The organism is Streptomyces sp. NPDC054770 (assembly GCF_053611985.1).
Window position 1 is genome coordinate 13,241 of the sequence record NZ_JBSHBL010000026.1, and the last position, 26,105, is coordinate 39,345.

The following is a 26,105-nucleotide window of genomic DNA, read 5'->3' on the forward strand; positions in this document are numbered from 1 at the left end:
GGCCTGGAGCATGCGGTCCAGGACGGTCTCGGCGGTGGGGGGGGCGGCCCCGCCCCGGGGCCCCCCCCCGGCCGCCCCCCCCCCCCCGCCGGGGGGGGGGGGCGCCCGCCGAGGAGGCGTGGGAGGGGGCGCCCCAGCCCGGCGGGAGGTCGGTGACGCCGGCGCCCTCCAGGACCGTACGGAGGATCGCGGCGCGGGCGCCCGGCTGGACCCGCAGCGCTTCGGGGAGGTCGCGGCAGGCGCGGACCACCTGGTTGTCCAGGAAGGGCGCGTGCAGGCGCTGGGAGCGGATCTCGGCGGCCTGTTCCAGGACGCGGATGTCGGCCGCGTGGCGGGCCAGCACCGCACGCGCGCGGTAGTCCCCGGGGCGCTGCCCGGGGCCGACCCCGGAGCGGTTCGCCGCCCCCTGGAGCAGAACCGATACTTCAGCGAGGGCCTCGCCGGTCAGCCAGCGCGCCGCCGGGCCCGGTCTCGCCCAGGTGAGCGCCGCGAGGGAGGCGCCCACCGCGCCCCCGGGGTCGTCGAACCGGCGCCGCAGCAGGCGCTCGGCGAGCGACTCGACGCCCGCGCGGTACGGCGTACGCGCCAGGCGGCGCGCCGCGCCGTACACGCGCGCGGGGACCATCACCGAGCCGTCGGCCTTGGCGAGCGCGGCGACCGGGCGGACGAGGTGGCGGCGCTTGCGGTCCATCAGCAGGTCGGCGAGGCGCGCGGGGTGTGCGTCCAGGACCTGGCGGGCGCCGTAGCCGGTGAAGTGGTCGGCGCTGCCTGCGGCGAGCCGGGCGCGGTGCCGGGCGGCGGAGATCAGGGACGGGCCCGGTTCGTCGGTCAGCGGGCCGTCGAGGTCGGCGTACGGCAGCGTCTCCTCGCCGCCGGCGACCACCACGTGGTGCAGGCGCGGGTTGGCGGCGAGGGTGCCCGCACGCTGGAGTTCGGCCTCGCGGCCGCCGACCGCCAGGTCGTTGAAGGTGACGGCGAGGAGGCGCTCGCCGGCGCCGGTGCCATGGCCGAGGACGGTGCCGGGCATGCCGGGCAGGCCCGCGGCGAGCAGCGCGAGCGTCCCCGAGGCCGGGCCGCCGGAGAGGTCGGCGCCGATGCCCGGGACCGGCATCCCGCGGGCCGCGCGCCGCTCGGCGGGGCCCATGCCGGGTACCGGACCTGGGTCGATGTCCGGGACGTGCCGGGGTGCCGACAGCCGCGCGCGTACCGCCTCTACGAGTGCGTCCCGTACGGCGTCCACCGCGCGGTCCGGGTCGGCGGAGGGTGCCGCGACCGCGAGCGAGGCGACCTGCTCGTACCCGGCGACCTCGCGCGCCCCGGTGCGCAGGATCAGCGCGTGCCCCGGCGGAATGCGCCGCACGCCCTCGTACGGGGTCGAGTCGTGCAGCGCGGCCGGTACGTCGGGGACGGCGAGAAGGGCCGCGAGGTGGCCGTAGTCGAGGTTGGCCTCGATGAGGTCGGCGAGCGGCAGCGCGGCCGTGGCGTAGGCCGTACCGCCTGCCCAGGGGCTGTGGAAGACCGGGCGGGCGCCCGCGAGGTCGCCGCAGACGGTGATCCGGCGGCCGACCTGGACGACGGCCGTGTAGCTGCCGGGCCAGGCGGTCAGATGCCGGAGTGCGCCCCCGCGCGCCGTGAAGAGGCCGAGGCGCAGTTCCTCGTCGGTGGCGCCGCAGGTGCCGAGGACGGCGATGCGGTTCTGCGCGTCGGCCCTGATGACGCGAACCTCGTCGGGGCGCCAGTCACCGACCGCCCAGAGCGGGTCGGGGTCGCCCCACAGCAGCTGGGAGCCGACGGGGTGGACGGTCTCGCCGTCGTAGCCCATGGCGCCGGCGGAGCCGAGCGTGGCGGCACCGGAGGCGGTGCTGCTCCATCCCACCAACCACCGCATCGACGCCTCCACAGGCTGTGGACAACCATGCACGGTACGAACCGGGTCCCCATGCTGCCATGAAGGACGCGCTCCGGAGGGGCGGTGGGGCCGCCTTTGATCCCTGGAAGATTTCCCGGAGTTGCCGTGGAGTTGCCGCAGGACCGGCCACGCGCGCGTGCCGTGGATGTGCGGCGGCGGGAGCCGACTGCCGTACGGCACCGGGCGACTGCGACGCGAATGCGCCCCCTGTACGCTCCCCAAAAACGCCCTTCGCGCCCTCAATTGCCGTGGTAGGAGCGTTGGACCCCCGCGAAAGGTGGGGTCGATTTTCGGCCAAATCGGAGATGGCCGCGCGGACTTGCGCACGCTCCGTACATGCTTTGCGCATCGCACGCGCGCGTGCTCGAACCGCGCACAGTCCGGGAGGCGGGCATCGCCTCCCGGACCGGTCCGCCACCCGCGGGGATGAAGGTGGCGGTGTCCCCCAGCCCACTGGATCCAGTACAGCGGGCCGACCCACGCACTGACCATGGAACCGCTCCCCCGATGGCCGGAGAAGAGCGCACGCACGGGCGCACGGCCACACGGCGGGGGCACGTCGCGACTGGCCGTGCACGGTGCGTATATGGGCCGCACTCGCGTACGGACCACAATCCCGCCATCCGGAACAATGCCCCTTAACGCTTGGGATGCGGCGAACTACGCTGGGTTTACGAATGCCGCGTGGTTATGCCAGCGCGGCAGCCGTCTGTGTCGAGGGGTGGCGCATGTCCAGGGAGCAACGCGGGCCGAACGAAAAACTCGGCGCCGTTCTCGCCCTCGCGGGAATCAGCAACGCAGGACTCGCGCGACGCGTCAACGATCTTGGCGCTCAACGCGGGTTGACTCTTCGCTACGACAAGACGTCGGTGGCGCGCTGGGTGTCGAAGGGCATGGTGCCGCAGGGCGCCGCCCCGCACCTCATCGCTGCCGCGATCGGCCAGAAGCTGGGCCGCCCGGTGCCGCTCCACGAGATCGGCCTGGCGGACGCGGATCCCGCACCCGAGGTGGGCCTCGCCTTCCCCAGGGACGTCGGCCAGGCGGTGCGGTCGGCGACCGAGCTGTACCGCCTCGACCTGGCCGGCCGCCGGGCCGGTTCCGGCGGCATCTGGCAGTCGCTGGCCGGATCGTTCGCAGTAAGCGCATACGCAACGCCCGCCTCGCGTTGGCTGATAACCCCCGCCGACAGTTCGGTGGCGCGCGAGGCGAACGCCGTGGACGGTTCGGGCGCACCGCTCAAAGTCGGCCACAGCGACGTGCAGAAGCTGCGTGAGGCCGCCGAGGACGCCAGACGCTGGGACTCCAAGTACGGCGGCGGCGACTGGCGGTCGTCGATGGTGCCGGAGTGTTTACGCGTGGAGGCGGCACCGCTGCTGCTCGGCGCGTACTCCGACGAGGTCGGGCGGGCGCTGTTCGGGGCGAGTGCCGAACTGACGCGCCTTGCCGGGTGGATGGCCTTCGACACCGGGCAGCAGGAGGCCGCGCAGCGCTACTACATCCAGGCGCTGCGGCTCGCCCGCGCGGCGGCCGACGTGCCGCTCGGCGGATACGTCCTGGCATCGATGTCCTTGCAGGCGACGTACCGGGGGTTCGGCGACGAGGGCGTCGACCTCGCGCAGGCCGCGGTGGAACGGAACCGTGGGCTGGCGACCGCGCGGACCATGAGCTTCTTCCGGCTGGTCGAGGCGCGGGCACACGCGCGTGCGGGTGACGCACAGGCCGCGGGGGCCGCGCTGAAGGCGGCGGAGGGGTGGCTGGAGCGGGCGCGGGAGGGGGACAACGATCCCTCCTGGCTCGGGTTCTACGGCTACGACCGGTTCGCCGCGGACGCGGCCGAGTGCTACCGGGACCTGAAGGCGCCGCGGCAGGTGCGGCGCTTCACGGAGCAGGCGCTCTCGAAGCCGACGGAGGAGTTCGTGCGGTCGCACGGGCTGCGGCTGGTCGTCTCCGCGGTCGCCGAACTGGAGTCGGGGAACCTCGACGCGGCGTGCGAGCAGGGGGTGCGGGCCGTGGAGGTGGCCGGGCGGATCTCTTCGGCGCGGACCACGGAGTACGTGAAGGATCTGCTGCACCGGCTGGAGCCGTACGGGGACGAGCCGAGGGTGGTGGAGCTGCGCGAGCGGGCCCGGCCGTTGCTGATGGCGCCGGCGTGAGGGGCGCCTAGTCGTCTGCGAGCCTGAGGACACCGGGCGGGTGCGGGTGCGTCGTGGTTGCTCGCGCAGTTCCCGCGCCCCTGACGGGGCGCTTCACCAATGGTGCGTTTGAAGTGGCTGTCAGTGGCGCAGTGCACTATCGAGCGTGGGAGGTGGTGCAGGTGTCTGCCGGGGTTGGGTACGACTGCGATGTGCTCGTCGTCGGGGGTGGGATCGTCGGGCTGTCCACCGCGTACGCGATCACTCGTGCCTCGCCCGGGACCCGGGTCACCGTGCTGGAGAAGGAGGCCGGGCCGGCGCGGCACCAGACGGGCCGGAACAGCGGGGTGATCCACAGCGGGATCTACTACCGGCCCGGGTCGCTGAAGGCGCGGTACGCCGTCAAGGGGGCCGCGGAGATGGTCAAGTTCTGCGCGGAGTACGGCATCGCGCATGCCGTCACCGGCAAGCTGATCGTCGCCACCGAGCGGGAGGAGCTGCCCCGGCTGCACGCCCTGGTGCAGCGCGGCCGGGAGAACGGGATTCCGGTGCGGGAGCTCGGGGCCGCGCAGATCGGGGAGTACGAACCCGAGGTGCGGGGGCTCGCCGCCATACACGTCGGGACGACCGGGGTGTGCGACTTCGTGGGGGTCGCCCGGCAGCTCGGGGAGGCGTCGGGGGCGGAGATCCGGTACGGCGCGCGGGTCGCCCGCGTGGACCGGCGCCCGGAGCGGGGCGTGGCCGTGCTCACCACGCGCGGGGACGTCGTACGCGCGCGTGTGCTGGTCAACTGCGCGGGACTGCACTGCGACGAGGTCGCGCGGCTGACCGGGGACGAGCCGGGGATGCGGATCGTGCCGTTCCGCGGGGAGTACTACGAGCTGGCGCGGCCGGAGCTGGTGCGGGGCCTGGTGTACCCGGTGCCGGATCCGGCGTTCCCGTTCCTCGGGGTGCATCTCACGCGCGGGATCGACGGCGGCGTGCACATCGGGCCCAACGCGGTGCCGGCGCTGGCCCGCGAGGGGTACGGGTGGGGTGTCGTACGGCCGCGGGAGGTCGCCGGGACGCTGGCCTGGCCGGGGTCCTGGGCGCTGGCGCGGCGGCACTGGCGGTACGGGGGCGGGGAACTGCTCCGGTCGGTGTCGAAGAGGGCGTTCACGACGGCCGTACGGCGGCTGCTGCCCGCGGCCGAGGTGGCGGACCTGGTGCCGGCGGCCGCGGGGGTGCGGGCGCAGGCCGTGCTGCGGGACGGGACGCTCGTCGACGACTTCCTGATCAAGGAGGGGCCGCGGGCGGTCCATGTGCTGAACGCGCCCTCGCCCGCGGCGACCGCCTCGCTGCCGATCGGGCGGGAGGTGGCACGGCGGGCCCTGGAGACGCTGGGCTCGGTGTGACCCCGCGGGCCGCCGCGTGGGGGCCGTAAAATCGACGCACTGTGTCTGACTCCCTCAATGCCCCCGAAGCCCCCCAGCCCGCCGAGCACGCCCCTGGTGAGCACCCCCAGCACACCCCCGGGGTGTCCGTCCGGCACACCCGGTCCAAGGGGGAGCCGCGGTTCCCGGACGGGCCCATGGCCGATCCCGCCGGGTCGCACTTCGAGCGGCGGATCCGCAGCTTCCAGCCGCGCCGCAGCCGGGTCACCGCCGGACAGGCCGACGCGCTGCAGCGGCTGTGGCCCAAGTGGGGCCTGGACATCGACGGGCAGCGGGTCGTCGACCTCGGCGAGTTGTTCGGGAACGGCGACCCGGTGGTGCTGGAGATCGGGTTCGGGATGGGCGAGGCCACCGCGCAGATGGCCGCCGAGGACCCGGGCGTCAACATCCTCGCCGTCGACGTGCACACGCCGGGCCAGGGGAACCTGCTCAACCTCGCCGACCAGAACGGGCTGTCCAACATCCGTGTCGCGAACGGCGACGCGATCATCCTGCTCCGGGAGATGCTGACGCCGGACTCGCTGGACGGGCTGCGCGTCTACTTCCCGGACCCCTGGCCCAAGAAGCGGCACCACAAGCGGCGGCTGATCCAGGCCGAGTTCCTCGACCTCGCCGCGACCCGGCTGCGGCCCGGCGCGATCGTGCACTGCGCGACCGACTGGGAGCCGTACGCCGAGCAGATGCTGGAAGTGCTCGACGCCCACCCGGAGTTCGAGAACACGCAGGCCGACGGCGGTTTCGCGCCACGTCCGGCGCACCGGCCGCTGACCCGTTTCGAGGGCCAGGGACTGGACAAGGGACATGTGGTGAACGATCTGCTCTTCCGCCGCGTACAGCACCGGGTGCCGCAGAGCGAGCAGCACCGTCAGGAGTCACCTCGTTAGGGTCGATGCCGTGGCCACCTTCCCGCCGCCGTACCCGCCGTACCCGCAGCATCCACCGGACCCCGCCGGCGGCGGTCTGCGGCATCCCCGCTGGTGGCAGCGGCGCTGGGTGCGGTACGGGGCGCTGAGCACGCTGCTCGCCCTCTCCGGCCTGGTGATCATCGCGCTGGTGCGGCAGCAGACGGGCACGGAGGGCTTTCTCGTCGGGCTGGGGCTCGCCGTCCTGCCCGTGCCGTTGCTCGTCGGCGCGTTCCGGTGGCTCGACCGGGTGCAGCCCGGCCCCTGGCGGAACGTGCTGTTCGCCTTCGCCTGGGGTGCCTGCGCGGCGGCGCTGATAGCCATCGTCGCCAACAGCTTCGCGACGAAGTGGATAGCGACGGCGACCGCGGATCCGAGGGGTGCGGACACGCTGGGGGCGACCGTGATAGCGCCGATCGTCGAGGAGTCGGCGAAGGCGGCGGCCGTACTCCTCGTCTTCCTGTTCCGCAGACGGGACTTCACCGGGATCGTCGACGGGGTGGTGATAGCGGGGGTCACCGCGACCGGGTTCGCGTTCACCGAGAACATCCTCTACCTCGGCACGGCCTTCGGGACCGACCAGCTGACCGGGGACAGCGGGATCGCCTCCGTCACCGCCGCGACGTTCTTCGTGCGCATCGTGATGTCCCCGTTCGCGCACCCGCTCTTCACCGTCCTCACCGGCATCGGCTTCGGCATCGCCGCGCTCTCCGGGGAGCGGCAGCGGGCGCGGCGCGTGCTGGTGCCGGTCGCCGGGCTGCTGCTCGCGATGAGCATGCACGCGTTCTGGAACGGGTCGTCCACGTTCGGCCAGTACGGGTTCTTCGCCGTGTACGGCATGTTCATGGTGCCGACGTTCGGGCTGCTGACCTGGCTCGCGGTCTGGACGCGGCAGCGGGAGCTGCGGACCGTGCGGGAGGAGCTGCCGGCGTACGTCTACGCGGGGTGGCTGGGAGCGGCCGAGCCGTTCGTGCTCGGGTCGATGCGGGCCCGGCAGATGGCCCGGGAGTACGCCGCGTACCACTTCGGGAAGGCGGCGGGGCGGGCGGTCGCCGAGTACGAGGGGTACGCGACGACGCTGGCGCTGCTGCGGCGGCGGGGGCAGCGGGGACGGGCGGGGGCCGACTTCGTGGTGCGGGAGCGCGAGCTCCTCACGGAGCTGTGGAGCCGCCGGGAACTGGTCCGGCCGGCCCTGGAGTACGCGGCACGGACGGCTGCGCCGGGCGGGTGGCCGGGGTACGGCGGCCAGGCGCCGTCGGCGTACGGGGCACCGGGGGCGGGGTGGTACGGGGCGGCGGTGCCGTATCCGGCCTACAACCCGTACCAGAGCTAGCCGAATGTGAGCGCCGGGGGGGGGAAAGCAGCAAGCCGCACTGCAACCCCCTGGGGACGCGGGGAACTGCGCGACCAGCCACGGCGGCGCTGCACTCCGCAACCGGCCGGCATCCCGACGGCGGGCGCCGGCACGCCCGGCGCCCGCCGGCTTCGACCGTCGCGGCCGAGCGCCGTTGCAGCGGAGAAGAAGGTGAGTGTCAGGCGGAGGCGGCCGTCAGGCGGGACAGTTCCTGGTCTGTCAGGTTCAGGTCCGCCACGGCCAGCAGCGGCGGGAGCTGCTCCAGCGTGCGGGCCGAGGCGATGGGGGCCGCGATGGTGGGCTGGGCCGCCAGCCAGGCGAGGGCCACCGTGGGGACGGGGGCGGAGTGGGCCTCGGCGATCTCGTCCAGGGCCGCCAGCACCTTCTGGCCGCGGTCCGAATCGGCGTACTGGGCGGCTCGGCCCGCTCGCGCGCTGTCGACCGTCGTGCCGGGGCGGTACTTGCCGGTGAGGAAGCCGGCGGCCAGCGCGAAGTAGGGGACGGCGGCGAGGCCGGTGCGGGAGGCCAGGTTCTGCAGGGGGCCCTCGTAGGTGTCGCGGGAGACCAGGTTGTAGTGGGGCTGGAGGGCGACGTACCGGGCCAGGCCCTCGCGGTCGGAGAAGTCCAGCGACTCCTGGAGGCGCTCGGCGGTGATGTTGGACGCGGCGATGTGCCGGACCTTGCCCGCCCGCACCAGTTCGTCCAGCGCCCCGATGATCTCCTCGACCGGGATCTCGGGCTTGTCGAAGTGCGTGTAGTAGAGGTCGATGTGGTCGGTGCCGAGACGGCGCAGCGACGCGTCGGCGGCGGCCTTGATGTTGGCGGCGGACAGGCCGGGGTACTCGGGGTGCTGGCTGACCTTCGTCGCGATGACGACGTCGTCCCGGTTGCCGCGCGCCTTGACCCACTTGCCGATGATCGTCTCGGACTCGCCGCCCTGGTGGCCCTCGATCCACGCCGAGTACGAGTCGGCGGTGTCGACGAAGTTGCCGCCCGCGGCGGCATAGGCGTCGAGGACGGCGAAGGAGGTCGCCTCGTCGGCGGTCCAGCCGAAGACGTTGCCGCCGAGGGCGAGCGGGAAGACCTCCAGGTCGGAGGCGCCGAGCTTACGGAGGGAAGGGGAAGCGGAAGAAGCAGTCATGCTTCACTTCAACACGCGTCACCTGGCGCCCCATGCCGACGCAACACGAAGTTCTCGTAAAGCGCGGCGGTCCGGGTCAGGGGCTCAGGCGTCAGGAGTTGAGACGTCAGGAGTCGAGACGTCAGGAGTTGAGACGTCAGGAGTTGAGACGTCAGGGGTTGAGGCCCTTGCCGCGCAGCCAGGGCATCGGGTCGATGGCGGTGGCCTGGCCGTTCGGGTGGACCTCCAGGTGGAGGTGCGGGCCGGTGACGTTGCCGGTGGCGCCGACGCGGCCGATCACGTCTCCGGTGGCGACCTTCTGGCCGACCTTGACGCCGATCGAGGACTGGTGGCAGAACCACAGCTCGGTGCCGTCGTCGAGGGTGATGATCGTGCGGTAGCCGTAGGCGCCGGCCCAGCCCGCCTCGGTGACCGTGCCGCTGTGCACGGCCTTGATCAGCGTGCCGGTGGGCGCGGCGAAGTCGAGGCCGGTGTGGTAGCCGGAGGACCACATGGAGCCGGCCTGGCCGAAGGTGCCGGTGATCGTGTACGAGACGACGGGCAGCGTGTACTGCTTGGCCAGCGCGGCGAGCCGGGCCTGCTCGGACTTCTGCTTCGCGGAGGCCTCGGCCTTCTCCTTGGCGTCGGCGGCCGTTGCGGCGGCCGCCTTCTCCGCCTTGGCCTCGGCGTCGGCGACCGCCTTGTCGGCGGCGGCGACGGCCTTGGCACTGGCCTTGGTGTCGAGCTGGTTCTGCTGCTGCGCGGCCTGGGCGATGATCCGGCTGCGCAGCGCCTCACCGGCGTCGGAGGACGAGGAGTCCGCGTCGGTGGCGGTCGTCGTGGTGACGCTGCTGAGCGCGGTCTGGGTGGCCTGGTGGCCGGTGCCCTCGCCGAGCAGGGAGCTGACGGAGGTCGGCAGGTCGGGCAGCGAGATGGAGACCGGCGGCTTGCCGGTGTTGGCGCTGGCCATGCCGCCCGCGCCGACGGCTGCGATGACACCGACGCCGAGAACCGTGGAGCTGCGGGCGAGCCCGCCGCCCTTCTGCCGGGCGACCCGGTGCCGGCCGCGGGCCGAGGAGAGGGACTCCTCGGTGGGGTTCCACTCCTCGAAGGGGCCCTCGTCTGTGCGGTAACCGCCGTATCCGAAGGTGTCGGGCTGACGCTGGCTGGGCACGAACGGGGCTGTCGGAGCAGGCGGGTTGGACGCCACGCGGGCGCACTCCTTTCCTTCCGCCGCCTACCGGGTTAGCTGACGGGTTCGGAGCGGGAAGGTCTCCTACGCGCGTATACCGGCCGTTTCCTACCCGGCGGTAGCCGTGCGATTCACCCCAAGGTGGTGGTTCCCCGGTTCCCTTGCGGGATTCGGCGCGTGCGCACGGAGCCGTCGCGGGTGACGGCTGGGACGACCGCGCTGCGTTATCGAACGTTAATAGACACGGCTATGAGATTCCAAGCCGTTCGCCTTGATCATTAAGCTTTCAAAGCTTGGACTTACCTGGCACGATCGGCCAAAAACGGTCGAGTTGACGGTGTCCGCTGCTCAACTCAGGAGTCACACGGGGTTTGATGGTGACTCAGATGTGATGCGGAGGGCGGCCGTCCGAACACGATATGTGACATAGCACAGGGTCGGAGCCCAGTCAGGGCCGCCGTACGGCGAGCAGTGCCATGTCGTCCGTCATGCCGCCGCCGGTGTGCCGGCGCACCTCGGCCGCGAGCCGGGCGAGCAGCGCGCCGGGGGCGGTGACGGTACGGCCGGTCAGCCGCCGCTCGGGGTCGTAGAACCGGCCGTGCGCGTCCCGTGCCTCGGAGAGGCCGTCGGTGTACAGCAGCAGCGTGGCCCCGCTCGGGAACGCGTGCTCGGCGGCCCGGTCGGGCCATGCCCCCAGCTCGCCCATCCCCAGCGGCAGCGCGGACTCCGGCGGCCGCACCGGGAACACCTCGCCGTCGCCGTGCAGCAGCAGGGGCGGCGGATGACCCCGGTTGACGACCCGGAGCGTGTTGTCGCCGTGCGGGAGCTCGGCGAGTACGGCGGTGGTGAACCCCTCCTGGGCGTCGATGCCCCCGCGCCGGACGCCCTCGCGCGCAAGCGCCCGGTCCAGCCGCCCGGCGACCGCCTCCAGCGTGGCCTCCTGCTCGGCGGCCTCCCGGAACGCGCCGATGACCACGGCGACGGCGGCGACCGCGCCCATGCCCTTGCCGCGCACGTCGCCGACGACCAGCCGTACGCCGTACGGGGTGTCCTGGACGGCGTACAGGTCGCCGCCGATGAAGGTGCCCTCCTGGGCCGCCTCGTAGCGGGCGGCGATCTCGAAGCCGCCGATCCGCTCGGCGGGCTCGGGCAGGACGGCCCGCTGGGCGGCCTCGGCGACCTCGCGGGCGGAGGCGAGACGCTGGTCGCCGATACGGACGATCCGGTTGATGCCGGCGGCGAGGACGGCGACGGTGGCCACGGTGACGATCTCGGTGACGGCGTCGGCGTCCGGGACGACCGCGAACCGCGCATGCACGGCGTAGGTGGCCAGCAGTGCGGCCAGGCCGGTGAGGACGGTGGTGCGCAGGGACGAGAGGGGCGCGGCGATCAGCGGGGCGGCCGTGAAGAAGGGGACCGCGGTGAAGGCCTCGGGGGTGAGGACGTCGTAGCAGACGCCCGCGCTGATCAGCAGCGCGGGCAGGAAGCGGGCGAGGGTGCGGGCGAGGAGGCGGGCGGGCGCCGGGCCGTGCAGCTCCGCCTCGCCACGGCCCGCCACGCGGTCCTCCTGGTGTCCCATGTCTTCGACGCCTGTCCGTCCAGGTTTGCGGCTGTGAGCGGGTGGGGCGAATGGTGTGGGCCGGGCGGATGAGTACGGACGTGTGTGATGAGGAACACGCGCCTGGATATGACTCAGGGCCGGAATCCCTGAAATTGGATTCCGGCCCTGAGTTTTCAGTAGCGGGGACAGGATTTGAACCTGCGACCTCTGGGTTATGAGCCCAGCGAGCTACCGAGCTGCTCCACCCCGCGTCGTTGACACCAGCATACGCCATCAGAAGAGGGGGAGTCACACGGGTTACTTCCGGTGGGCTGTCGGCCGACGGCCGGTGGGGGCCGGTCGCACAGTTCCCCGCGCCCCTGAAGGGGCGCTACAGCAACGCGCCCCTGGAAACGTGCCCCCACCAGGTCAGCCGAGCAGATGCCCGTTCGGTGCCTTCGCCTGCGCCTCGTACTCACCCAGCACCACGACCGCCACCCCCGCCTCCCGCAGCATCCCCGTCCCGTCGGCCGCCGTCACGAACGTGTCCGGCTCGCGCCACGCCGTCACCACCCGCCGCACCCCGGCCCGGAGGATCAGCTCGGCGCAGGGGTGCGGGCGGGAGGCGCGGTGGGTGCAGGGTTCGAGGCTGGTGTAGACCGTGGCCGTGGCCAGCCGGGGATCGGCCGGGGGGATCTTGGCCAGGGCCGCCTCCTCCGCGTGGACCACGGGGTCGCCGGCCTCCCGGGAGTGGCCGCGGGCCAGTTCCGTGCCGTCGGCCGCGACCACCACCGCGCCCACGCTGAACGCGGTCCGGGAGGGCGGGCACGCGGCCGCCAGCTCGCAGGCGAGCCGCAGCCAGTGCCGGTCCGCGGCGGACGCCGACCCCGCGGTGCCGGGGGCCGTGGGTTCGTAGCGCATGAGGACGACGTCCTCGATACGGCGGGTGTCCAGGAGCCGCAGCCGCCCGTCCTGGTACCCGCCGGGGCCGAACAGGCGCGGTGCCTTCGGGTCGCCGACGAAGAGGGGGGCCAGGACCAGCTGGAGCTCGTCGGCCAGGCCCTGCTGGAGAAGCTGGGTGTGGACGGTGCCGCCGCCCTCGACCATCAGGCGGTGCACGCCCCGTACGTCGTGCAGATGTTCGAGGAGCGGCCGCCAGTCGAGGTCGGCGCCGAGGGAGACGACGTCGGCGGCGATCCCGAGGGCGCTGGCCCGCCGCGCACCCTCGTCCGTCGTGTACACGATCTTCTCGCCGCCGGTGTGCCAGAACTTCGCGTCCGGGTCGAGGTCGCCGGTCGCGGTGACCGTGACCTTGAGGGGGTACTCGGGCCGGCCGGCGGCGACCCGGGCCGCGCGCCGCTCCGGGGAGTTGACCAGGAGCCGCGGGTTGTCCGCGCGGATGGTGCCCGCGCCGATCAGGATGGCGTCGACACGGGACCGCACCTCGTCGACGCGGTCGAAGTCGGCGGGGGACGAGAGCAGGAGCCGGTCGGGACCGGTGTCGTCGAGGTAGCCGTCGAGGGAGACGGCGGCGGACAGCAGGACGTAGGGGTGCGGCATCGAACGCGCTCACTCTCGGCGGCGGCGGGACAGGCGGGCCGGTGGGCCGGTGGGCCGGCGGACTGCTCCGACTCGGACGCTTGGTTAAAGTTTGAAACAAACCTACACTGGTCGCATGACGACTCGCTGGCTCACCCCGAAGGAGCAGCGCGCCTGGCGCGCCTACATGGCGGCGACGAACCTCCTGGAGGACGCGATCGACCGGCAGCTCCAGCAGGACGCCGGCATGCCGCACCTGTACTACGGCATCCTCGCGAACCTCTCCGAGGAGCCGGAGCGCAAGCTGCGCATGACCGATCTCGCCCAGAAGGCGAAGATCACCCGGAGCCGGCTGACGTACGCCGTGACGCGGCTGGAGAAGGACGGGCTGGTCCGGCGCGAGGACTGCCAGTGGGACAAGCGGAGCAGCTTCGCGATCCTGACGGACGAGGGCATGGCGGTGCTGGAGCGCACGGCGCCGGGGCATGTGGAGACGGTACGGGCGGCGGTCTTCGACCATCTCTCCGACGAGCAGGTGGAGCAGCTGGAGGAGATCAGCTCCGTGATCGCGCGGGCACTGGAGGGCGACGAGTCCGCCCCCCTCCCGGCCTCGGACCAGCTGCCGTGGCGGCGCCGGTCGTCGTCGCCCTGTTCCGGTTCCTGAACCCCGGCCTCGGACCTGGCCCGGGACCGGGGTCACCTGACCGTGCACTCGATTTCCCAGAACCGTACGGAAATCTGTTGCTTCAAATTTAAAGCATGGGGTATGGTTCCAGCCGTGGATCTGCTTCAAATCTGAAGCAGGCACCCCGCGACGTCCCACTGGAGACCCCGATGACCGACTTCCCCGCCGCCACCCAGCGCGCCCGCGTCCGGGTCCCGCTGCGCTTCAACGACGGTTACAGCGTCAACACCGAGATCGTCACGTTCCATGGCCTGACCGACGGGCAGGAGCACGTCGCCGTCGTCATCGGCGAGCCCGCCCCCGGCACCCTCCCGCTGGTGCGCCTGCACTCCGAGTGCCTGACCGGCGACGTCTTCGGTTCGGCCCGCTGCGACTGCGGACCCCAGCTGCGCGAGGCCGTCGAGCGCATCGCCGACCGCGGCGGCGTCCTGCTCTACCTGCGCCAGGAGGGCCGCGGCATCGGCCTCTACAACAAGCTCGACGCCTACGCCCTCCAGGACCAGGGCCTCGACACCTACGAGGCGAACGCCGCCCTCGGCCTCCCCGAGGACGCCCGCGACTACACCGCCGCCGCCCAGATGCTGGCCGCCCTCGGCATCACCGACCTCGACCTGCTCTCCAACAACCCCGACAAGGCCGAGCAGTTGCGCGGCCTCGGCGTCACCGTCCGGGACCGGGTGCCGACCGGCGTCTTCAGCACCGCGCACAACGTCCGCTACCTGCGCGCGAAGGTCCTGCACACCCAGCACACCCTGCCGCTGGCCCAGCTGACGGAGCTCAACGCGGGCTGAGCCGCTGCTCTTTCGATGTACGACGCCCCGCCGGACGTGCTAGCAACAGCAGGCACACCGACGAGGGGAGCCTCCGTGGACGACCAGCTGGCGCGTGTTCTCGACGACCTCTACCAGGAGGGGCGGGCGCACGACGGCCCGCTGGCCGACCGGCTGCTGAGGCTGCGCAACATGACCCCGGACGCGGCCCGGCTGATCTCGACGCTGATCCGGGCCCGGCGCGCCACGTCCGTCCTGGAGATCGGCACCTCCAACGGCTACTCGGCGATCTGGTTCGCCGACGCCGCCCGCGACACCGGCGGCCGGCTGACGACCGTGGAGATCGACGCGGACCGGGTCACCGCGGCGCTGGCCAACCTGGAACGGGCGGGGATCCGGGAGTACGCGGACGTCGTCCACGGCGACGGCGCCGACGCCCTGGCCAAGGCCCCGGACGCCTCCCTCGACCTGGTCGTCCTCGACGCCGAGCGGCCGGCCTACGTGGACTACTGGCCGCAGCTGCGGCGCGTCCTGAAGCCGTACGGCATCGTGGCCGTCGACAACGCGGTGAGCCACCGGGACCAAGTGGCCGCGTTCCGTGAACTGCTCACCGGGGAGCCGGAGTTCGCCGTCGCCCTGCACGAGGTGGGGGACGGCGTGCTGACCGCGATCCGGGTGCGCGCGGATCAGCCGAGGTAACCCTCCGGGCCGGCGACGACGCCGACCGGGCCGAACGGGCTCGCCCGGCCCGCCCAGCGGTCAGCCGAGGATCTCGTCGTTGGAGGCAAAGCCGTGGCTGTCCCTCGGCAGGTCGGGAAAATACCCGGTCCCGGCCTCGCCGGTCAGGGCGGCGAGGAGGAAAGCCGCGCACCCGGTGGGGTGGTGTTCCCATTCCGGGCCCCGGCCTTCGTTGAGGATGACCGTCCACTCGTCCGGCTTCTGCTCCGGCCGCCTCAGCCAGTACAGGTACATGCCGCTTCCCTCGACGTAGGCCCATGGCAGCACCCGCGCGTCGGGGTCCTGGAGTTCCGCCGGCCGGGCTTCGGTCCGCCACAGGTCGGCGAGGATCACCGCGCGCTCCGCGGCCTGGTCGACGAGGTTGTGGTTCTCGTCGGGGCATTCCGCGTCCAGAAGCCAGATGGTCTCGTCGAAGACACCGCCGCCGTAGGTTTCGACCAGTTCCTTGTAGTCGTCCGGCAGCGGCGTGCCGAGTCGCCGCTCGACGGCCGCCCAGTCGCGTGAGCGGTGCGGGGCGGCCGGAGGGATGAGCTCGGCGAGGCGGGCCACGGCGGACTGTTCGCCGGCCGCCGCCAACAGGCCCAGGACGTCGCCGAGTCGACGGCGGACCTCCGGGTCGTCGACGATGCCGTCCGCGCCGACCGTCCGCCGGTCCACCGGGGTCCGTACGCAGGCCGACTCCACGATGTCGGCGCCGGTGTAACCCAGAACCGCTCGCAGCGTGGCCTCCGCCCCCTGGCCGCGGGCCGGTGCCGCCGCGTTGACCCAGGCCACCGGCTTGTCGCAGATCTCGGTGCCGCCGACCGTCCAGTCCAGCAGGTTCTTGAACGAACCCGGCAGGGTTCCGGCGTACTCCGGGGTGCAGATCAGGATTCCGTCCGCCCCCTCGATCGCCGCCCGCAGCCGCGCCACGGGGGCCGGCAACGGGTCGGTGTCGTCGTCCGGGTTGAAGTGCGGAAGCTCCGCCAGACCGTCGTATCTGACGGCACGCACCTTCACGGACGGCGCCACGACCTGCGCGGTGCGCAGCACGGCCTCATTGGTGGAACCGGCACGCAGGCTCCCCGACAGCAACAGAATCACCGGCACGGCGGACATCCGCTCAATGTACTTCCCTGGCGTCCCCCTCCCGTTGCGGTCGGGCCTCGCCGGTCGCCAGTGCGGACTTCGGCAGGCGAGGGGCAAGGGCCAGCATGCCCGGAACCGTCGCAAGTGCGAGCACCACCAGGGTGACCCAGGGAGCCGCGCTCGACACGGCGAACAGCAGCGAGAACAGCAGTGGGGCGACGACCGTGGCGATCGCGAAGGAGTACTGGAACACCGCGATGTAACGCCCCCGGATGTCAGCGGGCGCGGCATCGGCGGACAGCGCGTTCGACACAGGAGAGTGCAGGAGCTGAGCCGCCGAGTAGCACAGCACGGCCACGGCGAGACAGGGGATCCACAAGGCCCGGGGCAACGCGAGCGGGGCAGCCGTCAGACACGCCCATAAAGCCCAGAGAACTCCGGCCAGGCACAGCGACGTGGACCTGGGCAGCGGTCGGATCAGGCGGACGACCGGTCTCTGGAGGACGGCCTGGACCACCGTGTTCATCGCCAGCAGCGGCCCGACCACCCAGGTCACGGCGGGCAGCCGGCGGTCGATGAAGGGTGGGAAGGCGATGCTGAGCATGACGTTGCACAGCGCGAACACCGTGTTCAGCCCGACGAGCCCCAGGTAGGGACGGTCGGCCCACAGCACCCGGTAACCGCGGCTGCCCGGCGCCGCCGTCCGCTCCGTCGTCCCCGGCGCGGTCGCCCCCGGCGCGGTCTTCCCCGACTCCGCGCCACCTGTTCGGGCCGGCAGAGCCGCGTCCCGTGGAACTCCCCGTTCGAGCAACACGGCAGCCAGCAGCAGCAGACAGGCGCAGGCGCCGATCGCCCCGCGATACACCGGGCCCGACTTCACCGACAGAGCGACGCCCGCGACGATGGCACCGACTCCGTAGCCCGCCGCGCGCAGCGAGCCGATGATGCCGAACCACCGCTCGCGGGAGTGCCCACCGGGATCCCGGTCGGACAGATTGCTGACGAGGGTGAAGGCGGAGGACCAGAAGGCCCGTTGCCCCAGTGACGCGACGGTCGCGGCCAGGAGGATCGCACCGTCGTTCCTGACCGTCAGGTACCCCAGGAAACCGGCCGCCTGGAGCAGCTGCGCCACCAGCACGACCGGCTTGGGCCCGAGCCGGTCGACGAGGCTGCCGATCCACAGCGGCAGGGGCAGGGACACCAGGCCGGCCACGCTCAGCAGCGTCCCCACCCGCACCAGTGAGGCACCCGAACTCGCCGACAGATAGAGCATGGACAGCGGGACGAACAGCCCGTTCACCACCGAGTCGACCATCAGCACGAGGAAGACCGCCGTCCCGGCCATGCTCCGGCGGGTCCGCACGGGAGGTGGACCGGGTGGGCTCTGCCTCCGCACCGGCCACCGCGGTGTCCGCCTCCGCATCGAGAATCCCCCTGGCCACTCGGACTCGTACTCGTGTGGGTCCCGCGACAGGTGGTATCCACGGCCGTGAACGGCAAACCCCCCGCTGAACACATCTTTGGCATGTCCGTACTGAACCGCGGCGAGGACGGCGGTGGACGTCCTCGATCGTGCCGGACTGACCGAAGCGGGTCACGCCGAGGAGCGTGACGGGCGGGACGGGCGTGACGGGCGTGACCCGGACCGTGCCCAGGAAGGCCGGCGGGTGCGGGTGGCCGCGGTACGGATGGGAATGCCCGGGGTCTCTTCATACCGCTTCACGCCGGTCCTGCTCCTCGGCCCGCCTCCGTTCGGATCTCATTTCCGAAGACGCTGCGACCGCCCGGAAACGGACATCGAACGAAGCGAACGGATACTGCCATGAGTCAGGGCTTCGCCATCCAGGGAAACGACCTCTGGGACCCGACCACCTTCGACGCACTGCGCCGCCAGCTCATCCCGTCCTTCGACCTGTTGTACGCAAGCGCGGTGCAAGCGGTGGCCATGACGGTCCGGGGCGCCCCGCGCATCCTCGACCTCGGCGCCGGCACCGGCCTGCTCAGCTCGGCTCTGCTGAGCCGGCTCCCCGAAGCGCACATCACCCTCGTCGACCGCTCCGAGATCATGCTCGCCCAGGCACGCTCCCGCTTCGCGGACCAGGACCACATCACCGTACGCACGGGCGATCTGCTCGACCCGCTGCCGGACGGCACATTCGACGCGGTGGTCTCGGGTCTGGCCATCCACCACCTGGCCCACGAGCAGAAGCGGGAGCTGTTCATCCGTATTCACGCCGCTCTGCGCCCGGGCGGGGTCTTCGTCAACGTGGAGCAACTGCTGGGCAGCACCCCGCGCCTGGAGGAGATGTACGACGAGCAGCACGAACGCCATGTGATCAACGCGCACACACCCGAGCACGAGTGGGCCGCCGGCCGGGAGCGGATGAAGTACGACATCCCCATCGACCTCGACACCCAGCTCCGCTGGCTGCGCGAGGCCGGCTTCGCCCAGGTCGACTGCCTCGCCAAGGACTGGCGGTTCGCGACGTACGCCGGCTGGGCGGCTTCCTGACCCCGCACAGAAGGCCGGCCGCCCCCAAGCAGGACCCCACCGCGCACGAATCATGGGATGAACGTCACCTCCGGAAAGGCCGGGCAGGGGCCGTCGAGCAGGTGCTCCCGGTGGTGCCGCAGATGGAGGTCGAAGAAGGCGAGCGGGTACGCCTGCTGGATCCGCACCGCCCGGGCGGGATCGAGTGTGCCGATCCAGCCCTGGAGGTCCGCGTCGCTCATCCCGACGGCCTGCGCAAGTTGCGGGATCAGGAACTGTACGTCGCAGTACGACGAGTGCACCGTGCCCTCCGCCTGGACGTTGAGCCGCCATCCCCGCAGGCGGGACCAGAACTCGGCGACGCTCGGCTGCGCGGCCCGGGTGAACTCGGCGGTCATCATCATGAACGGCCGGTCCAGGTCGGTGCTGATCATCGGCTGCATCGGCCCGTCGAAGCTCAGCCCGGCCCGGACGCGCCGGTCCTCGCTCATCACGAAGGCGGTCGCCGTCGCGCCTTTCGACCAGCCGAACATGCCGATGCGCTGCGGATCGAGGGCTCCGAGGAGGCCGGCCGGCAGCGGCCGGTGTTCGGCGTCGGGGTTGCGCCCGGCCGCGAGGTCCTCGACCCGGTCGAGCACGAACCGGATGTCAGTGGCGAAGTCCCGTGGTGTCAGGGCGGGTACGTCGAGCGGGACCGTGAGCCGGCCGTCGGGGAACAGGCTGAACGCGTCGTACGTGTGGTCCACCGTGACCACCACATACCCGTGGCTGGCAAGCTCCTGCACCACGATGGTGGTGTCCGCCCGGTGATCGTGCGCGCCGTGCGAGAACACGACGACGGGCAGTCGTCGGCCGGTTCGCCGTACCGGGGCACCCTCGTGGCCGGCCGTGAGCGGCGCCACCGCCACGTCGGCCGGGAATCCCACCGACGTGAGGAGCGCCCGCGTCACGGCCGGAGACGTCCAACGGGCCAGTGGATACCGTTCGACGCCCCGGGCGGGGTACCAGACGGCGGCCATCAACTCGCGGTGATGCCCGGGACCGGCGACGGGATCCGGACGTGAGGTGTCGACGAGGTGCAGGGGCACCGTGCCCACCAGGTACGGTCCGGTGGGCACCGGCAGGGTGAGCTGCACCGGACCCGGGACGGTCGAAGCCGCCCACGCGGGGCGGGCGGCGCCGATCGGCACGGCGACCCCGGCTGCCAGCGCGGCTGCGAGCATGCGACGGCGCGTCAGTCCTTCTCGGTTCATGAACGGCGTGGTTGTCACGGACCCTCCCTGGGTTTCTGGACAGCACCGGGCCACGCCCGGCACTTGGGCCGCCGGCCGGTCCGTCCATGTTTCGATCTTGATCAGCTCAAAGGCTTGACGAAGTGCGGCCTTCAGGCGGCACGGACATGAGGTAGGCGAGTACGGCCAGGACGCGACGGTTGTCGTCGTCGGAGGGTGCGAGCTCCAGCTTGGTGAAGATGCTGGTGCTGTGCTTGGACACGGCCTTCTCGCTGATGAAGAGGCGGTTCGCGATGGCGCTGTTGGATCGTCCCTCGGCCATGAGCTCCAGCACCTGGCGTTCCCGCTCGGTAAGCCTGGAGAGGGGTTCGCGTTCGCCGCGGCCGCGGCGGCCGAGCAGCTTGGTGACCACTTCGGGGTCCATGACCGTGCCGCCCGCGGCGACCGTACGGATCACGTCGACGAACTGGTCGTCGCTGAACACCCGGTGCTTGAGCAGGTAGCCGACCCCTCCGGCCTGGTCGGCGAGCAGCTCCTGGGCGTAGATCTGCTCGACGTACTGCGAGAGCAGCAGGATCGGCAGCCCGGGTATCCGTTCCCGGGCGGTCAGCGCCGCACGGAGGCCGTCGTCGGTGTGGGTGGGCGGCAGCCTGATGTCCACGATCGCGAGGTCCGGCCGGAACTCGAGCAGCGCGTCGAGCAGGCCCGGCGCGCTGTCGGTGGCCGCCACGATCTCGAACCCACGTGCCTTGAGGAGCCTGACCAGCCCCTCCCGGAGCAGGAAGAGATCTTCCGCGACGACTACGCGCACGGCACCTCCATGACCACGATCGTCGGCCCGCCGGGCGGGCTGCTGACCGCCAGGATGCCGTCGAAGGCCGCCAGCCGTCGCTCCACCCCGGCCAGTCCGGTGCCCCGGGCGGGATCCGCGCCGCCCACTCCGTCGTCGACCACCTCGATGCGCAGCAGCCCGTCCGCCCGGGCCATGCGGATCTGGAGGCCGTGCGCCGAGGCGTGCCGGACGGCGTTGGTGACCACCTCGGCGACGGCGAAGTAGCAGGCCGACTCCAGCGGGGCGGCGAGCCGTTCAGGCAGATCGATATCGGTCTCGCACGGCAGGGGCAGGTCCAGTGCGAGCGCCCGGACCGCCTCCCCCAGCCCCCGGTCGGCCAGCATCGGCGGGTGCATCCCTCTGATCAGGCCGCGCAGTTCCTCCAGTGCCGCCGCCGAGGCTACGCGGGCCTCCACGACGAGGGCGGCGGCCTCGTGCGGATCGCTGTGGATCATCTCCTCCGCGACCCGGAGGTTCATCCCGATGGTGACCAGCCGTCCCTGTGCGCCGTCGTGCAGGTCCCGCTCGATCCTGCGCAGCTCCGCGGCCGCGGAACGGACCGCATCGGCCCGCGTCTCGGTCAGCTCCGCCACCCGCCGGGTCAGCGCCGGGTCCGGCCCGCGACCGAGCAGCCGGCCGGCGTCCGCCAGCACGGTCCTCGGCAGCAGCCACAGCCCGAGGGCCAGCAGCACTGCCCCCTGGATGCCGCCGAGGACCGACGCATGGTGAGCCACCATTTCAAAGGGGAGGGACGGCTCCGGCATGGATGGGGAGCCGAACTTCCGCACCTCCACCAGGCGTTGCCCGAACCCGCTCTGGGCGACGTCGTACGCCCCGATCCCCACCAGCCCCAGGACCGCCAGGTCCGCCGCCGCCCTCGGCCACCGCACCAGCCCGGCCACGACGGCCGCCAGCAGCGCCAGCCCGGCCAGGTAACCCATCACGGCCGGCCCGATCCCGGTGCCCGGCGACGCGGGCCGCCACAGATCGAGGCCGAACAGGTTGCCGGTCATCACCACGACGGCGGGCAGCAGCAGGGCCCAGCGCGCGGACCTGAGCGCATCGGCTCCGGCCAGGCGCTCGGGCCTGCCGTTCGCCGGCCGGCGCAGAGCCGCACCGGCGAAGGCGGCAAGCACCGGGATGCTCACACAGCCCACCAGGACGTTCAGGGGTGTCAGGCCGTAGGAAACAGAGGAACGCGTGACCGCATGTGTGAGCCAGTACGTCCATTCCAGCAGTTCGCCGGTCACCGCTGCCACCACGGGCAGTACCCACCGCCTGGGCACGCGCGCCGAGTTGAGCAGTGTGGTGGCCAGCAGACCGGCCGTCAGCAGCGTCACCGCGAGCAGCCCGTCGGGCTGGAGATCCGGCACGGTGACGATGTAGCCACCCGTTCCTGCGGTGTTGTGCAGGGCGAGCAGCAGAGTCGGCACACTGCTGTACGCGGCCGTACCCACCAGCCCCGCCACGACCGGCCAGCCGAACCGCCCAGCACGTCGCACGGTACGCACCGGCCGGTCCCGCGCCTGTTCCGCCCTGAAGGCCAGTACGGCGCAGACCGCGGTCAACGCCACCAGCACGCCCGCCGGCCAGGGCGCCCCGTCCACCGGAAACGGCCACATGTCCGCCCCCCGTCCCGTCTTCCAGGCCACGCTCTGTGACCTGGAGATCATGCTGCTGCGAGGGGACCGGCAAGCGCCATGGGCCGAGACCTACTTCTGAGGTAGGCAAACACCCACCCCACCGAGAAGGTCTCCGGCCCGCCGCCCGAATCGTGTCGGCGGCTCTTCGGGCCGGCACCGGGCCGACAAGCGACCTCCAAGCCCGGGAAACGCCGCGAGCCCCAGTCCAGACGAGGTCTGAGCTGGGGCTCCTCGGTAGGCCGTGTGGGACTCGAACCCACAACCAATGGATTAAAAGTCCTGGCCAAAGCTTGCCGGGTGGTTCCGGACGGTGCGCCGGGGTCCGGAACCACCTGGTCACAACGCATCCGCTGTCAGGCGCGATCCACCCTGTTCTGACTTGTGCTCCGCCATCCGCTCACGCATCGCTCACGCAGAAGAGCCCGCTGACCAGCACGCTCGAACATGCCGACGCCCCGCCCGTGACTGTCAGGGAAGTCGCCGACTGCGAACAGCGCAGCGTGATCACCTGGCGGATGAAGTCCCGCGATTGGGTGGCGCCGCTCGTCGGCATGCCGCACCACCGACTGCACCTCGACCGCTTCCTGGGATCAGTCCACTATTAACGCGAACACGGCCCAGGCGCGCCTCTGGGACGGCGGTGTGGGCGGAGGCCCGCAAACCGTCGCGCAGACGATCACACTCTTGATGCAAGCGTAAGGCGACGAACCCCGACACCAAGACCCGCGGGCTGCATCCGGATTGGGCCGACGAACACATCCACGACGAGGTCGACCTCACCCTAAATGAGAAGGGGGCGCCTGTTCCTCGTTCTGCTTCCCTTCCTTCCTGGCTGCTCGACGGCGTTCCTGCCCCCTCCTTTTTAAGGCTGCATGCTTGCGGCGGTGTTCCCACAAGGCAACCCACCACATGTAGAGGTCACGCGACTCCTTCGGAAGGATCGCGCGGGCGAAACTCAACACAAAGACCAGAAAGAATGCAGCCCACCACGGCATTGCAGTAAAGGCACTCTGGGGGATTTCAAGCACGGCGACGACTCTCTACACGAAGATGGTTTGGGGACCCGTTCTTAAAATCTCCACTAGATTCGAATCCTAAGAACCGAATCGCCGAGAGTCACGTCGTACGCCCTCTTGCTTTTCGCAAGCCTTGCTCCAGAAATACCGACCATCGGATCAGCTAGCGCAGCCGCGACATCTTCCGGGTAGGGAAGTCCTGTCCACTGGGCGTCCCATTCATCGCCTGCCCCCCAAAGCCTGCGCCGGGGATCCGAATCATCGTCGCGACCTCTGCCCTCATCACGCCGCAACGGGTCCCAGTACCAGTTCCCCGTAGCCCACCGCCCCTTGGGGTCAGTCATGGACATACGGGCAGCCATACCAGCCAACAGGGTCTGAGCTGCGTCCCCCATGGGAGGCACCTCGGCAAGCTGCCGCTCTTCTACCGAGTCCAGAGGATCATCAAGCGTACGAAAATCGAAGTGCGAGCCTTCTCGCACTCCCTGCAGCTTTCCATCCAGCCGACTCGTGACCACCAATCGCGCCCCTGTAGGGACATGCTCCAACGCATACGTCCGGTAGTCATGGATAGCCCTCAATCGCATCCCGGGAAGCCTTGGGGTGCTATCACCATGCGGCACCAGATACCTGGTGACGTTATCCGGGGCATCACTGATGAATACCAGCTGATTCCACCGAGGCGACACGGTGATCGTGTACCAGGTGAGGGTGCTCAACAACCACTTCGCGGGAGGTGCACCATCTTCGCCACGGTTGAATAGACCAAGGGCCAGCAGAGCGTTCATCTTCCGCTGCCCTGGCGCGCACGAATCCAACCCATGAGTGCGGTCATTCGGGATTCCCGCAAGCGCAGCTTCGTAAATCTCACCCGAATATGCTTTGCGCATGTGCGCAGCTCGCTTCTTTGCAGAATTTGGCATGCCAAAACCCCACTCGCCGCACCGGTCGACGTTTGAGTTGGACGCCAAAAAAATTCTGCTTGCTGCACTGCTGTCGCAGAGTGAGTGCACATACACCCGTGAGACGACGCTTATGGCCGGTGTCCACGCGTCGGAACTCCTGAGCCTCTGCGCTCAGGTTAGACAAGTCAACGCTGCGAGTGTAGCCACCACCGCGGTGCTTCGCAGGCAACTCCTGATTTTCCTTGCGAGGTTGTCCGTCCGTCGCATGGCTCGTATGGCTTAGCTCGTACTTCGAACTGGAGGTCCCGGCACTGTTCAACCACCGCGCTGGCGACTCCTTCAGCGAGCGCGCGTGACGCTGGGGCGCCAGCCATGGGCAGGCGAGGAGCCCTGGGCGTTCGGCATCATCAGCCGCGGCCCCGGCGGCGGCGAGCTTGCATCGAAGATCGCCGTAATCATCCGCACCTGGCACCGCGACTACTGCGGCCGTATGGTCCCGCTCGGAATCAAGCCCCTCAAGGCCCGTCCCATCGCGCAGCACCCTGTGCTCTTCGTCGCTCCTTGTGAAGGCTCGGCGCGCCGGCCAGCTCGCTCGGGCAGATGGGACTGTCAGTGGCGCAAGGCACTATGACGACATGGGTATGGATATCCTCTGGGCTCGCAATGAGTTGGACCAGTTCCTGCAACTGACCGAGTTGTACCGGCCAAACGACCCGCCGGGCGTACTCACGGTCAGCAGCCGACTTTCCAACCACGGCTCCCAGGCTGACATTGTGGCCAGCGCTCACGTGGTGGAACAGATCCTGGACCGCGCCCTCCCGCGCTGGCGCACTGAGGTTCCGAGCAAGAACAACAGCACTGTGAACCGCTGGTGGCAACACCGGGAGGCCGCGCAACGAGCAGTCGCCGCCCTCCAGCGGGACGAAGAGGTCCGAGCCCGCCTCGGTGATGACGCTCCCCAGGTAAGTGCAGCCACCATGCACCCATGGGCATGGGAAGGGGCTCGTGCGCTGTGGCGCAGCGGGCACTTTCGGGAGGCGGTCACAGCGGCTGCCAGAAAGGTCAACGCCGAGACGCAGAACAAGCTTGGCCGCCGGGATGCCAGCGAGACCAAGCTCTTCCAGAGTGCCTTTTCGCTGAACGCCCCCAAGCCTGACGAACCCCGCCTGCGACTCATGGCGGACGACGGCAGCGACACCTTCCGCAGCCTCCACCGGGGAGCCATGGCCTTCGCCGAGGGCTGCTACGCCGGCATCCGTAATCCGAACAGCCACGAGGACGGCCTCCCCGAGCTGCCAGAGCATGAGGCGCTTGAGCAACTCGCGGCGTTCAGTGTGCTCGCCCGCTGGGTGGACGCGTCGAGCGTGCTCTCGACCTGAGAAGACCCGCTCCGCGCAGGAGATGCAGACACGGGCGGCTCTCTCTGCCATGGCGTCGATTGAGATCCGGGCAGGCTTGAGACCGGACACGAACGTCCACGCCTGCCACCACACGGACCCACCTGCGGAAACGTCCCGCGATGCGGCAACCTGAAGCAAAAATGCAAGTTTCATGCGTGAAACTGAAGCGACAGGTGTACCGTGACGCACAAAGCGCTAGCAGTG

Annotated in this window: 20 protein-coding genes, 2 tRNA genes and 1 riboswitch; of the genes, 10 read left to right on the forward strand and 12 right to left on the reverse strand. The window is 71.0% G+C overall.

The window, feature by feature from the left end; all coding sequences use genetic code 11:
• The coding region (locus tag ACWGKQ_RS22855) for an asparagine synthase-related protein (protein WP_453293792.1) at nt 1-1,888 on the reverse strand (1,888 nt) is incomplete at its 3' end.
• Between the two features lie 749 nt (nt 1,889-2,637).
• On the opposite strand from ACWGKQ_RS22855, the gene ACWGKQ_RS22860 reads away from it, so the two are divergent.
• The 4 genes from ACWGKQ_RS22860 to ACWGKQ_RS22875 all read left to right on the forward strand — a co-directional run bounded on the left by ACWGKQ_RS22860 (nt 2,638) and on the right by ACWGKQ_RS22875 (nt 7,709).
• Entirely contained in the window at nt 2,638-4,062 is a 1,425-nt protein-coding gene (locus ACWGKQ_RS22860) for an MFS transporter (protein ID WP_093501181.1), read from the forward strand.
• 152 nt (nt 4,063-4,214) lie between these two features.
• On the forward strand, nt 4,215-5,435 hold the full coding sequence (gene lhgO / locus ACWGKQ_RS22865) for an L-2-hydroxyglutarate oxidase (RefSeq protein WP_453293793.1): 1,221 nt from the start codon (nt 4,215-4,217) through the stop codon (nt 5,433-5,435).
• A gap of 41 nt (nt 5,436-5,476) precedes the next feature.
• Nucleotides 5,477-6,358 carry a tRNA (guanosine(46)-N7)-methyltransferase TrmB gene (gene trmB, locus ACWGKQ_RS22870; protein WP_453293794.1) on the forward strand — a complete coding sequence of 294 codons (882 nt, stop codon included), beginning with the start codon at nt 5,477-5,479 and terminating at the stop codon, nt 6,356-6,358.
• A 10-nt stretch (nt 6,359-6,368) separates the two neighbouring features.
• Nucleotides 6,369-7,709, forward strand: a complete 1,341-nt coding sequence (locus ACWGKQ_RS22875; protein ID WP_453293795.1) for a PrsW family intramembrane metalloprotease — start codon at nt 6,369-6,371, stop codon at nt 7,707-7,709.
• A 199-nt stretch (nt 7,710-7,908) separates the two neighbouring features.
• On the opposite strand, the gene ACWGKQ_RS22880 is transcribed toward ACWGKQ_RS22875, so the two are convergent.
• The 5 genes from ACWGKQ_RS22880 to ACWGKQ_RS22900 form a co-directional block, all read right to left on the reverse strand.
• The gene (locus tag ACWGKQ_RS22880) at nt 7,909-8,871 is read right to left on the reverse strand and encodes an aldo/keto reductase (RefSeq protein WP_453293796.1); all 963 of its coding nucleotides are present in this window, start codon (nt 8,869-8,871) and stop codon (nt 7,909-7,911) included.
• A gap of 151 nt (nt 8,872-9,022) precedes the next feature.
• Complete coding sequence (locus tag ACWGKQ_RS22885) at nt 9,023-10,060, reverse strand: M23 family metallopeptidase (RefSeq protein ID WP_453293797.1); 1,038 nt, start codon at nt 10,058-10,060, stop codon at nt 9,023-9,025.
• Nucleotides 10,061-10,069: 9 nt separating this feature from the next.
• A riboswitch (cyclic di-AMP (ydaO/yuaA leader) is annotated at nt 10,070-10,228 on the reverse strand.
• A gap of 262 nt (nt 10,229-10,490) precedes the next feature.
• Entirely contained in the window at nt 10,491-11,621 is a 1,131-nt protein-coding gene (locus ACWGKQ_RS22890) for a PP2C family protein-serine/threonine phosphatase (RefSeq protein ID WP_453293798.1), read from the reverse strand.
• Nucleotides 11,622-11,780: 159 nt separating this feature from the next.
• Nucleotides 11,781-11,854: transfer RNA gene (locus ACWGKQ_RS22895), tRNA-Met, on the reverse strand.
• A gap of 157 nt (nt 11,855-12,011) precedes the next feature.
• Nucleotides 12,012-13,142 (reverse strand): dihydrofolate reductase family protein, encoded by a 1,131-nt coding sequence (locus ACWGKQ_RS22900; RefSeq protein ID WP_453293799.1) that lies wholly within the window; start codon nt 13,140-13,142, stop codon nt 12,012-12,014.
• Nucleotides 13,143-13,257: 115 nt separating this feature from the next.
• Between ACWGKQ_RS22900 and ACWGKQ_RS22905 the strand changes: the two genes are divergently transcribed.
• From ACWGKQ_RS22905 to ACWGKQ_RS22915, 3 genes are all read left to right on the forward strand, one after another.
• A complete protein-coding gene (locus tag ACWGKQ_RS22905) occupies nt 13,258-13,785 on the forward strand; it encodes a MarR family winged helix-turn-helix transcriptional regulator (protein ID WP_453293800.1) in 528 nt (175 codons plus the stop codon).
• 170 nt (nt 13,786-13,955) lie between these two features.
• Nucleotides 13,956-14,597, forward strand: coding sequence for a GTP cyclohydrolase II (locus tag ACWGKQ_RS22910; protein WP_453293801.1), 642 nt, complete (start codon nt 13,956-13,958; stop codon nt 14,595-14,597).
• A 75-nt stretch (nt 14,598-14,672) separates the two neighbouring features.
• Nucleotides 14,673-15,275, forward strand: coding sequence for an O-methyltransferase (locus ACWGKQ_RS22915; RefSeq protein WP_453293802.1), 603 nt, complete (start codon nt 14,673-14,675; stop codon nt 15,273-15,275).
• 60 nt (nt 15,276-15,335) lie between these two features.
• On the opposite strand, the gene ACWGKQ_RS22920 is transcribed toward ACWGKQ_RS22915, so the two are convergent.
• Both ACWGKQ_RS22920 and ACWGKQ_RS22925 read right to left on the reverse strand, forming a co-directional pair.
• Nucleotides 15,336-16,412 carry an NAD(P)H-dependent oxidoreductase gene (locus ACWGKQ_RS22920; protein ID WP_453293803.1) on the reverse strand — a complete coding sequence of 359 codons (1,077 nt, stop codon included), beginning with the start codon at nt 16,410-16,412 and terminating at the stop codon, nt 15,336-15,338.
• A 4-nt stretch (nt 16,413-16,416) separates the two neighbouring features.
• Entirely contained in the window at nt 16,417-17,727 is a 1,311-nt protein-coding gene (locus ACWGKQ_RS22925; RefSeq protein ID WP_453293804.1) for an MFS transporter, read from the reverse strand.
• A gap of 477 nt (nt 17,728-18,204) precedes the next feature.
• Here ACWGKQ_RS22925 and ACWGKQ_RS22930 point away from each other — a divergent pair, with 477 nt between their 5' ends.
• Entirely contained in the window at nt 18,205-18,894 is a 690-nt protein-coding gene (locus tag ACWGKQ_RS22930) for a class I SAM-dependent methyltransferase (RefSeq protein ID WP_453293805.1), read from the forward strand.
• 50 nt (nt 18,895-18,944) lie between these two features.
• Here ACWGKQ_RS22930 and ACWGKQ_RS22935 read toward each other — a convergent pair whose 3' ends face one another.
• From ACWGKQ_RS22935 to ACWGKQ_RS22950, 4 genes are all read right to left on the reverse strand, one after another.
• Entirely contained in the window at nt 18,945-20,144 is a 1,200-nt protein-coding gene (locus ACWGKQ_RS22935) for an alpha/beta hydrolase family protein (RefSeq protein ID WP_453293806.1), read from the reverse strand.
• An 88-nt stretch (nt 20,145-20,232) separates the two neighbouring features.
• Nucleotides 20,233-20,916: a LuxR C-terminal-related transcriptional regulator gene (locus tag ACWGKQ_RS22940; protein ID WP_453293807.1), complete on the reverse strand. Its 684-nt coding sequence runs from the start codon at nt 20,914-20,916 to the stop codon at nt 20,233-20,235.
• Complete coding sequence (locus ACWGKQ_RS22945; RefSeq protein ID WP_453293808.1) at nt 20,907-22,559, reverse strand: sensor histidine kinase; 1,653 nt, start codon at nt 22,557-22,559, stop codon at nt 20,907-20,909. The genes ACWGKQ_RS22940 and ACWGKQ_RS22945 overlap by 10 nt, the downstream gene beginning before the upstream one ends.
• A gap of 257 nt (nt 22,560-22,816) precedes the next feature.
• A tRNA-Lys gene (locus tag ACWGKQ_RS22950) sits at nt 22,817-22,889 on the reverse strand.
• Between the two features lie 152 nt (nt 22,890-23,041).
• Here ACWGKQ_RS22950 and ACWGKQ_RS22955 point away from each other — a divergent pair.
• Nucleotides 23,042-23,185 carry a hypothetical protein gene (locus ACWGKQ_RS22955; RefSeq protein WP_453293809.1) on the forward strand — a complete coding sequence of 48 codons (144 nt, stop codon included), beginning with the start codon at nt 23,042-23,044 and terminating at the stop codon, nt 23,183-23,185.
• A 1,951-nt stretch (nt 23,186-25,136) separates the two neighbouring features.
• The gene (locus ACWGKQ_RS22960) at nt 25,137-25,880 is read left to right on the forward strand and encodes a TIGR02391 family protein (RefSeq protein ID WP_453293810.1); all 744 of its coding nucleotides are present in this window, start codon (nt 25,137-25,139) and stop codon (nt 25,878-25,880) included.
• Nucleotides 25,881-26,105 lie beyond the last annotated feature (225 nt).

Excerpts from the sequence above, each read along its gene's own strand:
- ACWGKQ_RS22860 (WP_093501181.1), top strand. The coding sequence starts at position 2,638 with ATGTCCAGGGAGCAACGCGGGCCGAACGAAAAACTCGGCGCCGTTCTC.
- ACWGKQ_RS22880 (WP_453293796.1), bottom strand. The coding sequence starts at position 8,871 with ATGACTGCTTCTTCCGCTTCCCCTTCCCTCCGTAAGCTCGGCGCCTCC.
- ACWGKQ_RS22890 (WP_453293798.1), bottom strand. The coding sequence starts at position 11,621 with ATGGGACACCAGGAGGACCGCGTGGCGGGCCGTGGCGAGGCGGAGCTG.
- ACWGKQ_RS22900 (WP_453293799.1), bottom strand. The coding sequence starts at position 13,142 with ATGCCGCACCCCTACGTCCTGCTGTCCGCCGCCGTCTCCCTCGACGGC.
- ACWGKQ_RS22905 (WP_453293800.1), top strand. The coding sequence starts at position 13,258 with ATGACGACTCGCTGGCTCACCCCGAAGGAGCAGCGCGCCTGGCGCGCC.
- ACWGKQ_RS22910 (WP_453293801.1), top strand. The coding sequence starts at position 13,956 with ATGACCGACTTCCCCGCCGCCACCCAGCGCGCCCGCGTCCGGGTCCCG.
- ACWGKQ_RS22920 (WP_453293803.1), bottom strand. The coding sequence starts at position 16,412 with ATGTCCGCCGTGCCGGTGATTCTGTTGCTGTCGGGGAGCCTGCGTGCC.
- ACWGKQ_RS22925 (WP_453293804.1), bottom strand. The coding sequence starts at position 17,727 with ATGGCCGGGACGGCGGTCTTCCTCGTGCTGATGGTCGACTCGGTGGTG.
- ACWGKQ_RS22930 (WP_453293805.1), top strand. The coding sequence starts at position 18,205 with ATGAGTCAGGGCTTCGCCATCCAGGGAAACGACCTCTGGGACCCGACC.
- ACWGKQ_RS22945 (WP_453293808.1), bottom strand. The coding sequence starts at position 22,559 with ATGTGGCCGTTTCCGGTGGACGGGGCGCCCTGGCCGGCGGGCGTGCTG.
- ACWGKQ_RS22960 (WP_453293810.1), top strand. The coding sequence starts at position 25,137 with ATGGGTATGGATATCCTCTGGGCTCGCAATGAGTTGGACCAGTTCCTG.